12 protein-coding genes are annotated in these 13,871 nt (G+C 64.1%); 5 read left to right on the top strand and 7 right to left on the bottom strand.

Annotated elements, in window-relative coordinates; all coding sequences use genetic code 11:
- Positions 1 to 30 precede the first annotated feature (30 nt).
- Positions 31 to 1,161 carry a glycosyltransferase gene (locus tag LB565_RS05850; protein ID WP_224582206.1) on the bottom strand — a complete coding sequence of 377 codons (1,131 nt, stop codon included), beginning with the start codon at positions 1,159 to 1,161 and terminating at the stop codon, positions 31 to 33.
- Positions 1,162 to 1,171: 10 nt separating this feature from the next.
- The gene (locus tag LB565_RS05855) at positions 1,172 to 1,735 is read right to left on the bottom strand and encodes a polysaccharide biosynthesis/export family protein (RefSeq protein ID WP_040983193.1); all 564 of its coding nucleotides are present in this window, start codon (positions 1,733 to 1,735) and stop codon (positions 1,172 to 1,174) included.
- Between the two features lie 262 nt (positions 1,736 to 1,997).
- On the opposite strand from LB565_RS05855, the gene LB565_RS05860 reads away from it, so the two are divergent.
- Complete coding sequence (locus LB565_RS05860; RefSeq protein WP_224582207.1) at positions 1,998 to 4,238, top strand: GumC family protein; 2,241 nt, start codon at positions 1,998 to 2,000, stop codon at positions 4,236 to 4,238.
- A gap of 52 nt (positions 4,239 to 4,290) precedes the next feature.
- On the opposite strand, the gene LB565_RS05865 is transcribed toward LB565_RS05860, so the two are convergent.
- Positions 4,291 to 5,520 carry a GNAT family N-acetyltransferase gene (locus LB565_RS05865; RefSeq protein ID WP_224582208.1) on the bottom strand — a complete coding sequence of 410 codons (1,230 nt, stop codon included), beginning with the start codon at positions 5,518 to 5,520 and terminating at the stop codon, positions 4,291 to 4,293.
- Between the two features lie 90 nt (positions 5,521 to 5,610).
- Here LB565_RS05865 and LB565_RS05870 point away from each other — a divergent pair, with 90 nt between their 5' ends.
- Positions 5,611 to 6,669 (top strand): polysaccharide deacetylase family protein, encoded by a 1,059-nt coding sequence (locus tag LB565_RS05870; protein WP_224582209.1) that lies wholly within the window; start codon positions 5,611 to 5,613, stop codon positions 6,667 to 6,669.
- 34 nt (positions 6,670 to 6,703) lie between these two features.
- Here LB565_RS05870 and LB565_RS05875 read toward each other — a convergent pair whose 3' ends face one another.
- Positions 6,704 to 6,919 (bottom strand): DUF2842 domain-containing protein, encoded by a 216-nt coding sequence (locus LB565_RS05875; protein ID WP_224582210.1) that lies wholly within the window; start codon positions 6,917 to 6,919, stop codon positions 6,704 to 6,706.
- A gap of 151 nt (positions 6,920 to 7,070) precedes the next feature.
- Here LB565_RS05875 and LB565_RS05880 point away from each other — a divergent pair, with 151 nt between their 5' ends.
- Positions 7,071 to 8,162 (top strand): COX15/CtaA family protein, encoded by a 1,092-nt coding sequence (locus tag LB565_RS05880; protein ID WP_224582211.1) that lies wholly within the window; start codon positions 7,071 to 7,073, stop codon positions 8,160 to 8,162.
- A 189-nt stretch (positions 8,163 to 8,351) separates the two neighbouring features.
- On the opposite strand, the gene argC is transcribed toward LB565_RS05880, so the two are convergent.
- Both argC and speB read right to left on the bottom strand, forming a co-directional pair.
- Positions 8,352 to 9,284: an N-acetyl-gamma-glutamyl-phosphate reductase gene (argC, locus tag LB565_RS05890; protein ID WP_224582212.1), complete on the bottom strand. Its 933-nt coding sequence runs from the start codon at positions 9,282 to 9,284 to the stop codon at positions 8,352 to 8,354.
- Positions 9,285 to 9,313: 29 nt separating this feature from the next.
- Positions 9,314 to 10,315, bottom strand: a complete 1,002-nt coding sequence (gene speB / locus LB565_RS05895; protein ID WP_224582213.1) for an agmatinase — start codon at positions 10,313 to 10,315, stop codon at positions 9,314 to 9,316.
- Between the two features lie 124 nt (positions 10,316 to 10,439).
- Between speB and LB565_RS05900 the strand changes: the two genes are divergently transcribed.
- Positions 10,440 to 11,654 carry an acyltransferase family protein gene (locus LB565_RS05900; protein WP_224582214.1) on the top strand — a complete coding sequence of 405 codons (1,215 nt, stop codon included), beginning with the start codon at positions 10,440 to 10,442 and terminating at the stop codon, positions 11,652 to 11,654.
- A gap of 83 nt (positions 11,655 to 11,737) precedes the next feature.
- Positions 11,738 to 12,796: a glycerophosphodiester phosphodiesterase family protein gene (locus LB565_RS05905; RefSeq protein WP_224582215.1), complete on the top strand. Its 1,059-nt coding sequence runs from the start codon at positions 11,738 to 11,740 to the stop codon at positions 12,794 to 12,796.
- 202 nt (positions 12,797 to 12,998) lie between these two features.
- Here the strand turns inward: LB565_RS05905 and LB565_RS05910 are convergent, their stop codons facing one another.
- Positions 12,999 to 13,871 (bottom strand): aldo/keto reductase family oxidoreductase, encoded by an 873-nt coding sequence (locus tag LB565_RS05910; RefSeq protein WP_224582216.1) that lies wholly within the window; start codon positions 13,869 to 13,871, stop codon positions 12,999 to 13,001.

Here is a 13,871-nt window from a genome sequence, read left to right on the forward strand (position 1 = left end):
GGTTTTGAAGCGGTTGAGCCGGCTGCGTACCTACTTGTTCAGCGCGGCGAAATAGGCCTTCTCGATCTCGGCCGCCATCACATCGGCTCCGAACCGAGCTTTGAGCTCATTTGTCTGCGGCATGGCCTTCCGATACGCGTCGCGGTCGCCGAACACTGTTTCCATTTTGCCCGCAAGTTGCGAGGGATCCGGCCGGATAAGGGCGGGGGAGTCTTCGCCGAAGATTTCCGGAATGCCGCCGACCGCGGTCGCGATCATCGGCATGCCGGCGGCCAAAGCCTCGAGCACGATATAGGGCATCGCCTCCGCGCGGGATGGCACCACGATCAACTCGGCCAGAGCGAAAGCTTGTCTCGCCGGCATGGGCGGCAGGAATCGAACATGGCTCTTCAGGCCGAGTCGCTCCACTTGCGCATGGTAGCGCGGCAGGTCGTCGCCGTCGCCGACCATTACGGCGCTCAACGAACGGCCCAACGCGCTGCCGGCCAAAGCCAGGGCATCGATGAAGATATCCGGACCTTTCAGATCGCGCATCATGCCGATGTATAGAAAATCGGCGGCATTCGCCGCCGTCGCCACCGGTTCGAATTCGGCGGCGCGCAGGCCGTTGTAAACAAGCGTGTTGGGTATGGGCGGCTCGCCCACTTTGCGGCGATAGGTGTTGCGCTCATAGTCGGAAACGAACAGCAGGCAGTCGGTGAAGCGCGCCATGAAGCGCTCCAGGCCGAAGAACACCTTTCCCGTCGCCGTCGTTTCGTCATAGTGGAGAGAGCCGCCATGCGGCGAATAGAGGCGGGCAACGCGAAACCTTGATACCCGCAACAGTGAGCCGAACAGCCGGGCATAGGCGCCACCCTTGGCGCCGTGCCCGTGCAGCACGTCCGGCCGCAATTCCTTGATGATTCGATAGGTGCGCCAGGCCGAGGCGAGATCGCCCGGCCCGACATGGCGCTGCATCGGCGTGCGATGGATGCCGAGCGCGAGGCGGTCCTTCATCGCCTCGAACAGCCGCTCCTCATAGTCGCCGCCGGTCGTCGAGTCGCAGACGATTCCCACCGCATGGCCGGCGGCGACCTGCGCCTCGGCCAGGTCGCGCACATGCCGGAAGATTCCGCCGACAGGTGAGCGAAAGCAGTGGACGATCCTGAGAGTCACCGCCACGACGGATTTTTCAGAACAGGCGTTCGCGGACGTAGACGGTGTCGCCGGGCAGGAGCGGATCGGATGTCAGCACTCGTCCGGTCATCACCTTGCCGTTGATGTCGCGGGTGATGTCGACGCTCTCTTGATTGGCGCGCGGCGTGAAGCCGCCGGCGATGGCGACCGCCTTTTGCACGGTGAGTCCCGGCACATAGGAGTACTGGCCGGCAGCGCCCACTTCGCCCATGACGAAGATCGGCCGGTAGCGGTCGATTTCGACCGAAACGTCAGGATCGCGCAGATAGCCTTGGCGCAGCTTGTCGGCGATCTCTTTTTCCAACTGCTGCGCGGTGTGGCCGCGCGCCGGCACCGCGCCGACCAGCGGGAAGGAGAGATAGCCGGACTGGTCGACGCTGTATGTGTTGGTCAACCCGTCCTGCTCGAACACCGTGACACGGACGCGATCGCCGGCGCCGAGTCGATAGGGCTGGTCGAGCACCTCGTGAAAGGCGGCGGGTGTCGGGCGGTAACTCGAGCAACCGGTGAGCAGCGATAGGGCAAGCAAAGCGCGAAAGAGGGAAGCAGTGCTTTTCATGACCGGCCAGGAACCTTCATCGCTCTTGCCGCAAGCCGCGGCACAACCCCAGGAAAGTGCGACCGTTATCGTCCCGTTAGGGTTAATGGGCGGTAAAGGAGCTGGTCCGGGACCGCGCTGATCGGCAAAAAGCCCAATTGTTCTATTGCTTTCGAGCAATCTTCTTTGAGTGCCCTCTAATAAGCACGCATTTTGATCTTAACGGGTGAGTTACCATAGTTGTTTACGGTCCATCCTCGACTCAAAGTTCGGAGCAGGATGCATGTCCGTTCAGTCCGCGGCCGCAGATGTCGATGTCGATCTGAGGCAGCTTTTCGCCAGCCTGGCGCGAAACTGGTTGCGCATTGTTCTGGTGACCCTCGTGGTCACCGGGCTCGCCTTCGCCTTGGCTTGGCTCGCGACGCCTTATTATAAGGCGACAGCCAAGCTGGAGATTGGCTCGCGCGAATCGGAATACACACGGCCGCCGGGCACCAACGACGACGAGAAGCCGATTCTCGACGAACAGGGCGTGGCCACCCAGGTCCAGATCATTTCCTCGCCCGACATCCTCAAGCAGGTGGCGACCAAGCTCAATCTGGACAAGCTGCCGGAGTTCGATGAAACGCTGAAGATGTCGGCGCTCGGGCGCGTGCTCGTTCTTGTCGGCTTGAAAAGCGATCCCTTCGATATTCCGCCGGAAGAGCGCGTGCTGAATGCCATGCACGACAAGCTCAATGTCTATGCCGTTGAAAAGACGCGTGCGATCGCCATCGAATTCGCCTCGAAGGACCCCAAGCTTGCGGCGGCGATCGCGAATGGCATCGCCGACGCCTATATCGCCTCGAAGAGCGACGCCAAGCTCGAATCGAACGCCGCCGCCACCGACTTCCTGGCGCCGGAAATCGCTGACCTGCAGAACAAGGTGAAGGACGCCGAGGCCAAGGTCGCGGCCTTCCGAGCCCAGTCCGATCTTCTGATGGGTGGCAACAATGCGGTGCTTGCGACTCAGCAACTCGCCGAACTGTCGAGCGAGTTGTCGCGCGTGCGCGCCAGCCGCGCCGCTGCCGAGGCGAGCGCGGAAAGCGTGCGCCGGGCGCTGCAGAATGGCGGTTCGCTGGACAGCGTGCCGGAAGTCCTGTCCTCGGATCTGATCCAGCGCCTGCGCGAGCGCCAGGTGGAGCTGCGGGCCAACATTGCCGATCTTTCCACGACCTTGCTCGACAACCATCCGCGCATCCGTGCGCTGAAGTCGCAGCTTGCTGACCTCGACGGCCAGATTCGCAATGAGGCGCAAAAGATCATCCGGGGGCTGTCGGCTCAGGCCCAGACGGCCAAGGCCCGCGAGGATCAGCTGATCGCGGACGTCAACACGCTGAAAGCCGCCTCGGGGAGAGCCGGCGAGCAGCAGGTGCAGCTGGACGCCTTGCAGCGCGACGCGAACGTCCAGCGCCAACAGCTTGAATCCTATATGGCAAGTTACAATGCGGTCGCCTCGCGCAAGGATCGCAGATACTCGCCCGTCGCGGCGAATCTGATCGCGCGAGCCCAGGTGCCGTCCCAGCCCTATTTCCCGAAGATCGGGCCTATCACCGGGGCTGCCGCCGCCGCTTCGCTGCTGCTGATGGCGATCGGCACGCTGCTTGGCGAGCTGTTCTCGGGCCGCGCCATGCGTCCCGCCGCCGGCACCCGTTTCACCGATATCGAGCAGGTGGCGATGCCTGCGGCCAGGGTGGAACCCATGGTCGCCGAGGCACATGATGAGGGTCGGGCTTTTGCGCCTTACGGGGACACCGCGGCAGGACATTCGATCGCGGAAGCGGAACTCCCGAGACCGGCCGAGAGCGAGCCGGCGGAGGATCGCGCAACCGCCATGGAGACCTCCGGACCGAGCGAACCGATGCCTGAACCAAGGCAATCCAGGCTCGGCGAGATCGATGTCGAAAAGGCTGCGGAGAAGCTGATCGCCTCAGGCGCCGCGCGCGCGATCTTCGTGTCGCCGGAAGGCGACGAGGCGGCCGCGTCCGCCGTGCTCGTGGCCCGCGAAGTATCCGACGCCGGCCTGCGCGTGTTGCTGCTTGATCTGACCGCGTCGGGCGCGGCGTCGCGGCCGATGCTGGACTCGAGCCTGTTCCCGGGCATCACCAATCTGCTCGCTTCCGAAGCGCAGTTCAGCGACGTCATCCATCCCGATCTCTATTCGGATGCGCATGTCATTCCGGTAGGCACCGCCGATCCGGTCCGCGCCATGCGCGCCGCCGACCGGCTGCCCATCATCATGCAATCGCTGACCACGGCCTACGACCTCGTCGTGGTCGAATGCGGCCCGGCCGATGCGCAGGGCATCGGCCGTCTGGTCGGCGACGGCACCGAAGTCTTCTTGTCGATGCTGGAAGCCGACGACCAGGTGACCCAGGCAGCGGTGAAGCTGATCGAGAACGGCTACCCGAATCTCATGCTGGTGACGCCGATCGGCCATGAACCGCCCGGAACGCCTGTGCCGGGCAGGCGGTCGGCCGCCTGAGGGCAAAAGCGCGACAGTGCTGAAGCCGCGCCGTCCGTTTAAAGCGCGACGATCAGTTATCGTCCTCGGCGGGAGCGGGCGCCGCCTGTCCGGCAGCCTTGCGGCGCAGCATCTTGGTCAGTTTCCAGATCGTCGGGTTGCTCTTGATGAAGGCCTTGGCGCGCGCGCCTTGCCGCAGCCCTGTCGCCAGCACCCGGCCCTTCAGCGTCAGCGGCGCAAGCACCTCGAAATGCTGGACTTCGATGTCGCACCAGAGCCGCTTGTAAGGCTCGTCGCCGACCGAGAAGTCATACACGTCGAAGCCAAGCTCGCAGGCCTGCTGGATGTTGTCGAAGAACAGGAAGTCGCCCGGGCTGGTGAAGGAGAGATCGTCCTCGGCAATGGCGCCGAACTCGCAGATCAGCCGCTTGCCGGACCGACTTGAGCCGGTCACAGCGCGCAGCTTGCCCGCCACATCCAGGCCGTGCAGCAGGAAGGGCGGCTTTTCCTCGGCCAGCGCATCGGCGAACAGCGCCCGGAAGAAGTCGCGTACCTGCCTGTCGCCGAAGACATTGGCGATGCCCATCTTGGCGAAACGCACTTCCTTCATCTCGAAGAAGGCATCGAGTAGCCTGTCGACCTCTTCGCGAGTGCGGGCCTCGATGCGGCGGAAGGCGCCGACAGCCTCGAACTTGCGCGTCTGCGAGCGGTGCTTCTTGCGCTTGCGCTTGCCGCTCGCGCGTGACAGCAGCGCGTCGAAACCGCCGTCGAGATCGACCGCGAGAGCGAGGTTCGGACTTGGGAAGCCGGACAGCGCGGCGAGCGGATTGGCGACGCCGTCAAGGTCGGGCAGCAGCCTTTCCAGTGAGATCAGGTCGATGTCCGGCCGCTTTCGGGCGATTGCCTCGAACATTGAGTGGATCACAGGGCTGTCGATAGCAGGGAGGAGCCGCGGGTCAGCAGCGGCGAAATTGCCGTTGGCATGCCGACCTCCGGCGAAACGGGCAACCTTGAATGGGCCGCGTCGCACGACTTCCAGCGCCAAAGATAGCGCCGGGCGGCCATCGCGGGAGAGCGTCGCGACAACCATGTCGGCGCCTGTCACGGCCGCCCAGCTGTTCACCCATGATGCGCTTTGCGCGGGCGCAAACAGCGCCGAGGCGCAGAATTGAATGTAATCGGCAAGGCCCGCGCCGCCGCTTGCAGCCGCAGTCCACCGATCCTGATCGGCTCGCATCGGGCGCGCGGAAGCTTCGTTGGCCGCGACCCGATTGCCGTCAAATGACGCGGTGGCGTCAACCATCCCTCAATCCTTAAGACGTATTGGTTGCAACCTGGGGTTCGCATAGGCGAATGTCGTGCTTGAATAAGCCTAGGCGCAAAAGGTGAAGGAATGATCGACGGGGGCGAGGCAATCCGGAAACTGGCGTTGAACTTTGCCCGCTACTCCGGTCTCGCGCCGTTGGCCCGGCCGTTTTTCGGCGGCATCGGCGCTATCCTGATGCTGCACCGTGTCACCGCGACACCGGAGAAGCCGAACAGCTTCAATCGGCATCTGAATATCGCTCCCGCCTTCCTCGACAGGCTGATCGCGGACATGAAGGGGCGCGGTTATGCCTTTGTTTCCCTTGATGAAGCGATCGAACGCATCAAGCTGGGTGGCAAAGGCGGCCAGTTCGCGACAATCACTGCCGACGACGCCTATCGCGACAACATGACCGAGGCGCTTCCGATCCTGGAACAGCACGGCGCGCCGATCACCATTTACGTCGCCCCCGGCCTGATCGACGGCGCCGTCGATCTCTGGTGGGACATGATCGAGGACATCGTCGACATCAGTTCGCGCGTGACGCTGACGATGGCTGGCAAGCCGACGGTGATCGATTGCTCGACACAGGGCCGAAAGATCCAGGCCGTCGCGCGGCTGAACGCCTGGCTGACGTCGGAAGTCCCCGAGGAAGAGCAGGGCGCTACGCTGCGTGAACTGGCCCGTTCGAACGGCCATGAATTCGGCACAGGCCGCCCGTGCACCTTGATGAATTGGGATGAGCTTCGCACCATGGCCGCCCATCCGCTGGTGACCATCGGCGCGCACACCGTCAATCATCGGAACTTGAAGCGGCTTTCCGAACCCGATGCGCGGCATGAGATCGGCGACGTCCGCCGCATCCTCAAGGAAAAGCTCGGCGAGGAGCCGCGTCATCTGGCTTATCCTTACGGCTATGCCAGCGCCGTCAGTTGCCGCGAGGTGGGCTTTGCCCGCGACGCAGGCTATGCCTCGGCGGTGACCACGCGGCACGGTGTGCTGCGTGCCGAGCATGCCGGTTTCCTGCACGCGCTGCCGCGCATCTCCGTCAATGGCCGCTATCAGAGCGTGGCGCATATCCGCACGATGCTGTCCGGCATCACGACGCCGCTCGCCAATGCGGGCAGGATGGTCGTTACCGTCTAGGCCTGCCTCGCGCTTGCCTGACGCCTGTGAGGGGTCAGCCCTTCGGGTGCGGCTCGATGATCAGCCATTTGATGATGGCCATGGCCGGCAGAACCCAGAGAAAGCCGCTGAGCAGGAAGAACAGCAGATGCGCCGTAGGCCCGTATTCGGCAAGCTTGGTGACCGCGATGGCGGAGGCGATCAGCGCGTAGATGACGACCAGCGCCACCAGCAATATGGTACCGATCAGCTTTTTCAGGCGAATGGGCATGTCGCGGTTCCGTTGACCCGCCCCGCTTAGGCCGAATGACGAGAGCGCGCAACCGTCGCGGCCCGGCGCGACGGCGTGCCGCGCTGTCCAGTCTTGCCAGTTGAGCGGCCTTGGTCCACCAATCGCGCGTTTCAACCGCCGGGAGAGCGAAATGGCTGCCATCACCGCCACAGCCCCCTATGCTGCACGCGACCGCGACCGCCACAACCGCGCTTTGGTGCGCGGCTGGCTCTACATCGTGCTGCTCGTGCTGTTCGCGCTGGTGCTGGTCGGCGGTTCCACTCGTCTCACCGGCTCCGGGCTGTCGATCACTGAGTGGCAGCCGATACACGGCGTCATCCCACCGCTCAACGACGCCGAATGGCAGGAAGAGTTCCAGCGCTACCAGCAGATCCCGCAATATACCGAGATCAACAAGGGCATGAGTGTCGAGGACTTTAAGTCGATCTTCTGGTGGGAGTGGGCGCACCGCATCCTGGCGCGCAGCGTTGGCGTCGTCTTTGCCTTGCCGTTGCTATTCTTCTGGGCGACGCGCCGCATCGAACGAGGCCTCGGGCTGAAGCTCCTCGGCGTCCTTCTGCTCGGCGGACTGCAAGGCGCCATCGGCTGGTGGATGGTGGCTTCGGGCCTGGCCGACCGTGTCTCGGTCAGCCAATACAGGCTGGCGACGCATCTGACGCTCGCTGCGCTGATCTTCACCGCCACCATGGTGGTCGCGCGCGGCCTGGCGCCTCATTCGGAGCCCGCCGCCGACCGGTCGACGCAGCGGCTCGCGGGCTTCATCGTGCTTTTGGCGCTGATCCAGATCTATCTCGGCGGGCTCGTCGCCGGGCTGCACGCGGGCCTTTCCTACAACACATGGCCGCTTATGGATGGAAAGGTGATCCCGTCCGATCTGCTTCTCCTGAAGCCCGCCTGGCTGAACTTCTTTGAAAACCCGAAGACGGTGCAGTTCGTCCATCGGCTAGGCGCTTACACGATCTTTGTCGTGGCGCTCTGGCATATGATCGCGACGTGGAGGCGCCAGCCCGGCACCACCCATGCCCGCCGGGCCACGCTTCTGTTCGCGCTGGTGGTCGTCCAGGGCTCGATTGGCATCGGCACGCTGCTGATGCAGGTGCCGCTGCACATGGCGTTGACGCATCAGGCGATCGCGCTTGTGTTGCTCGGCTTCGCCGCCGCGCATTGGCGCGGCACCAAGGGCGCTTATCCGTTGCCGACGAAGGTGAGCGTCAGGAGCTGAGGCGGACCTTTTGAACGGCATCGGCGACGGCCAGCTCGCGGTTCTCGTCGACCGCATTCTTGTCCTCGCGATGCCAAGCGGCTGATAGGCAGCCCATAGGCGATCGTATGGTCGAGGATGGTGCGTGGCGTCTGTCCGAATGAGTTCGGGAGCGCTGACCTTCCAGCGCTCGGCAAACGCTTGCACTACTCAGTGCTTGATGCCGAGCATCAGGTCCAGGTTCTGCACCGCGGCGCCGGACGCGCCCTTGCCGAGATTGTCGTAGACGGCCATCAGCAGTGCCTGCGCCCTCTCGTCATTGGCGAACACATAGACCTTCATCCGGTTGGTGCCGTTATAGACCTCGGGGTCGATCTCCGGCATGCGCTCCACATGTGTATAGGGCGCGACCTCGACCACGCCGCCATCGATCGACGCATAGTGGTCGGCAATCGCCGCGTGAAGCTCGGCGCCGGTCGGAACGCGGTCGAGACCGCCGAGCTGCAGCGGCACCACGGTGATCATGCCCTGCGCGAAATTGCCCACTGCCGGCTGCATGATCGGGTCGTGCGACAGCTTTGCATAGGTGCGGAGCTCCGGCACATGCTTGTGCTGCAGCGTCAGCCCGTACGGCAGGAACTCCGGCGCGTCCTCGCCCTTGCTGACATAATCCTCGATCATCGGCCGGCCGCCGCCGGAATAACCGGAGATGCCGTTGACGGTGACCGGGAAGTCGGCAGGCAGCAGGCCGGCCGCAACCAGCGGCCGCAGCGTCGCGATCGGCCCTTGTGGCCAGCAGCCCGGATTGGCGATGCGTTTCGCGCTGGCGATCTTCTTCGCCTGGTCCTTGTCCATTTCGGCGAAGCCATATTCCCAACCTTCAGCCACCCGATGCGCGGTCGAAGCGTCGATGACCTTTGTCGTATCGTTCGCAATCAGCGACACACTTTCCTTGGCCGCCGCATCCGGCAGGCAAAGGATCGCGACGTCGGCGGCATTGAGGAATTCAGCCCTGGCTGCGGCTTCCTTGCGGCGGTCGGCGGGAATGGAGATGATCTCCAGGTCGCCGCGATCGGCAAGCAGCGCCCTGATCTGCAGGCCTGTCGTGCCATGCTCGCCGTCAATGAAGATTTTCGGTTTCATCGGTTGCCAAATTCCTTGCGATCTCAGCCCTATATGCCGTGCGCGCTTTGTAGCACGGCATGGGTGCCGTTGTTCAGATCCTCGAGCCGCACCTTTCGTTCGGCCACGAGGCCCAGATAGTGCATGGCGATCATCGATCCAGCGATCGCCGTAATATCGGCATGGTCGTAGGCAGGCGCAACCTCGACGACGTCGGCGCCGACGATATCGACCTGGCCGAGCTGGCGCAGCGTCGAGAGCATCTTGGCAGACGATGGACCGCCGGCAACCGGCGTGCCCGTGCCTGGCGCGAAGGCCGGGTCGAGGCAGTCGATGTCGAAGGTGAGATAGGTCTTTCTGCCGCCAGTCCGGTCGACGATCGCGTAGGCGATATCCGAAGCCCGCATCTCCTCCACCTCATGGCCGTAGAGGATCTTGATACCGAACGTGTCGGGCGCATGCGTGCGGATGCCGATCTGAATCGAGCGATCCGGGTCGATGATGCCCTCCTTCACCGCACGGGCAACGAAGGAGCCATGATCGATGCGCTTGCCGTCATCCGGCCAGGTATCCTGATGCGCGTCGAACTGAACGAGCGCCAACGGCCCGTGGATCGCGGCATGCGCCTTGAGCAGCGGCCAGGTGACGAAATGATCGCCGCCGAGCGTCAGAAGGAAAGCGCCCGATCTCAGGATCTTGGCCGCCTCGCGCTCGATCGCGCCGGGGGTCTTCTGATGGTTGCCGCTGTCAAGCAGGCAATCGCCATAGTCGACCACCGCGAGTGGTTCGAACAGGTCGCGCGAGAAAGGGTATTGCGGATCGTTCTCGAGGATAGCCGAGGCGCGGCGGATCGCCTGCGGCCCGAAGCGGGCGCCCGGCCGATTGGTGACTGCGGCGTCAAAAGGAATGCCCCACACGACAGCGTCCGCACCCTTCACGTCCTTGGTGTATTTGCGCCGCATGAACGACAGCGCACCGGAATAGGCTGGCTCAAGTGCCGCCCCCGTTTTCGAACGGGCGGTGAAGGCGTGGTCGATCTCTTTATTCGCCATTGCGGGTCCTCGGTTCTCATCGGGCAGCCACAACTACAGAACCGGCACGCAACATGCCAGTCACAGCTTGCGGAAACGAAACGGCGCTCGGCGAGTGCCACGGCAACACAGGATCTGTATCATTATGGCTGAGACCGGCTTGCTCAATCTTGCATCCGCGCCCGCCGCGACCCGCGTCGGCACGACGGCCGGCGAGCGTTTCCTGGTGCTGGATTCCTGGCGCGGCATCTGCGCGCTGCTGGTGGCGCTCTTCCACTTCCCGACCACCTCGATAGTGTCGCAGAGCGCCTTTGTCGGCGGCTCCTATCTGTTCGTCGATTTCTTCTTCGTGCTCTCCGGCTTCGTCATTGCCAGCGCCTATGGCAGCCGGCTGAACGAGCAGGACGACCTTGCCCGGTTCGCATTGGTGCGCTTCGGCCGCATCTACCCGCTGCATGTCCTGATGCTTGCCGCTTTCGCCGGCTTCGAGGCGCTGCGGCTCGTGCTGCCCGCGCTTCACGGAACGGGCCCGGCTCCCTTCACCGGAGGCTTCGACCTGAAGAGCCTCGTCGCCAACCTCTTCCTTCTGCAAGGCATGGGGGTTGAGGATCATCTGAGCTGGAACGCGCCGAGTTGGAGCATTTCGGCCGAGTTCTTCACCTACCTGCTCTTTGCCGCCGTCGTCTTCACCGCCGGCCAGCGTGCCTGGATATGGCTCGTCGCCGCAGCCGTGACGGCGCCGCTTTTCCTGCTCGCGGTCTCGACGCGTCATATGGACGTGTCCTTCGATTTCGGCTTCATCCGCTGCCTTTACGGTTTCTCGCTCGGCGCGTTGCTTGCCTGGTTTCAGCACGGTTCCATTGCAGAGGCGCGACAGGCGCTCGGCGGCGGGGCAGGGCGCCTCGCCTGGACCCTGGCCGAGCTGGCGATGATCGCCGGGATCGCGCTGTTCGTTTCCCTTGCCGACACCAACGACATCGGCATCGCGGCGCCGGTCGTCTTCGCTCTGGCGCTCTATCTTTTTGCGCATGAGGGCGGGTGGGTCAGCGTGGCCTTGCGCAGCCGGCCGATGCTGCTGCTCGGCTCGCTCTCCTATTCGATCTACATGGTCCACATCTTCGTCCAGGCCCGCATGATCAATGTCGGCGGCCTGATCGAACGCAAGCTCGGGCTCGGCATCGTCGGCGACCTGATGCTGCGCGGCGACCATGCGACCGGCTTCGGCACCGGCTCGCCCTGGATCGGCTTCGCGGCTTTGATCGCTATGTTGATCGCCGTCATCGCCGCGTCCTGGTTCACCTGGCGCTTCGTCGAAATGCCGGCGTTGGCCTGGTTCCGCCGCCTTTCGAAGCGGATCTGATCCAAAAACTAGCCGGCTTCGTTCACTGCCCTGTCATGGGCATCGCCTAACCGGGTCTCAACCCGGAACGGAGCGATTCCCCGATGCGAACACTCTGGCTGAGCCTTGCCTTTTCCGCTGCCCTTGCCACAGTTGCGGGGCAAAGCTTAGCCGGTGAAAGCCGGGCCAGCCAGATCCTCGACCGCTTCGAGCATGCCAACCAGTGGCGCGATCATGTGATGATCGCCGCGCACCGCGCCGGCAGCATGCAGGCCGGCAAGATGCTCTACGCCGAGAATTCGCTGGCCGCGGTCGAAAGCTCGATCGCCATCGGCGCCGAGATCGTCGAAGTCGACGTGAGGCGCGCGAAAGACGGCGCGTTCGTCATCATGCATGACAGCTGGCTCGACAGAACGACCACCTGTAAGGGCGAAGTGGCGAACTACACGCTTGCCGAGTTGAAGAAATGCCGGCTGGTCATCGAGGGCACGGGCGCCGTCACCAACGAGACGGTGTCGACGCTGCGCGAGATGCTGCTGACGACCAGGGACAGGATCCTGATCAATCTCGACAACAAGCTGGAGGTGATGGACCTGCCGGGCATGATCGCCGAGGCGCGCGATCTCGGCATGGCCGATCAGGTGATCGTCAAGGAGAATCTCTGGAACCGGCAGCGCATCGATGCCGCGAGCGCAGCACTTGCGAAGGCCGGCGGCGGCTTCCAATTCATGCCGATCCTCGCCGACGACGCCGTGCACGATGCCGCCTTCGCTGGCGAGGTCGACAAGGCGTTCGCGCCGCGCGCCATCGAATTGATCAACTGGCGCAACGGCGCCGAGACGCTGACGCCGACCGGCGGGCCGCTGTTCGGCAACCACATACGGGCGGAAGCGGCCCGCGGCGACTGGCACCTTTGGGCCGACACCTATGCGATCGTCAATAAGCCGGGCGGCTTCCTTGCCGGCGGGCGCGGCGACGAGATTGCCGTCGCCGCCGGCCTGCCGCGCGAAGCCTGGGGTTTCTGGGTCGACCATGGCGTCACCATCATCCAGACCGACGAGCCGAAAGCGGCGATCGGGTGGCTGATGGCCAATGGTTATAGGGTGCCGTATGCGACGGGCATCAAGCAGGCTGAGCCGGCGCATACGGCGAGTATCAATTAGCTGGCGTTGGTGCTTCACCCCACCCGGCGCTTCGCGCCGACCTCCCCATCGAGGGGAGGTAGAGCGTTGTGCGAACTCCTCTTCGCTGGACGCCTGCGAAGTCGATGAGACCAAGCGGACCTTCGAACGTATGGCTCGGCGCCCTACCTCCCCTTGATGGGGAGGTCGCGCCGCAGGCGCGGGCGGGGTGACGGCGCCGACCTCACGCCGCTTTCGCCACGCCCTCCAATTCCCGCAGCACATCCCCCGACAGCTCCAGCTCCGCCGCCGCCAGATTCTCGCGCAGATGCTCGACCGATGACGTGCCCGGGATAAGCAGGATGTTCGGTGAGCGCTGCAGCAGCCAGGCCAGCGCAACGTGCATCGGCGTCGCGCCGAGCCGTTCCGCCACGCCGGATAGCGTCGACGACTGCAATGGGCTGAACCCGCCGAGCGGGAAGAACGGCACATAGGCGATGCCGTCGCGCGCCAGTTCGTCGATCAGCGCGTCGTCGTCGCGGTGCGCCAGATTGTACTGGTTCTGCACGCAGACGATGTCGCAGATCTTTCGGCCTTCCGCGATCTGCGCGCGGGTGACGTTGCTCAAGCCGATATGGCGCACCAGGCCCTTGCGCTGCAGTTCGGCCAGCGCTGTCAGCGGCGCTTCGATCGAGCCTTCGGCGGGGCCATGGGCGTCGAACATGATGCGCAGATTGACCACTTCGATCGCGTCGAGTCCGAGATTGCTCAGATTGTCGTGCACAGCCTGCGTGAGTTCTTTGGGCGAATAGGCCGGCAGCCAGGAGGCATCGCTGCCGCGGCGTGCGCCGATCTTGGTGACGATGGTGAGATCGTCGGGGTAGGGCGCCAGCGCCTCGCGGATCAGCTTGTTGGTGACGTGCGGGCCGTAGAAATCGCTGGTGTCGATGTGGTTCACGCCTTGCGCCACCGCTTCGCGCAGCACGGAGATAGCCGCGTCATGGTCCTTCGGTGGACCGAACACGCCTTTGCCCGCAAGCTGCATGGCGCCATAGCCGAGGCGATACACCGAGCGGTCGCCGAGTTTATAAGTACCGGATTTGTCTACACTGGACAT

Source organism: Mesorhizobium sp. CA14 (genome assembly GCF_020165195.1).
Lineage (GTDB): Bacteria > Pseudomonadota > Alphaproteobacteria > Rhizobiales > Rhizobiaceae > Mesorhizobium.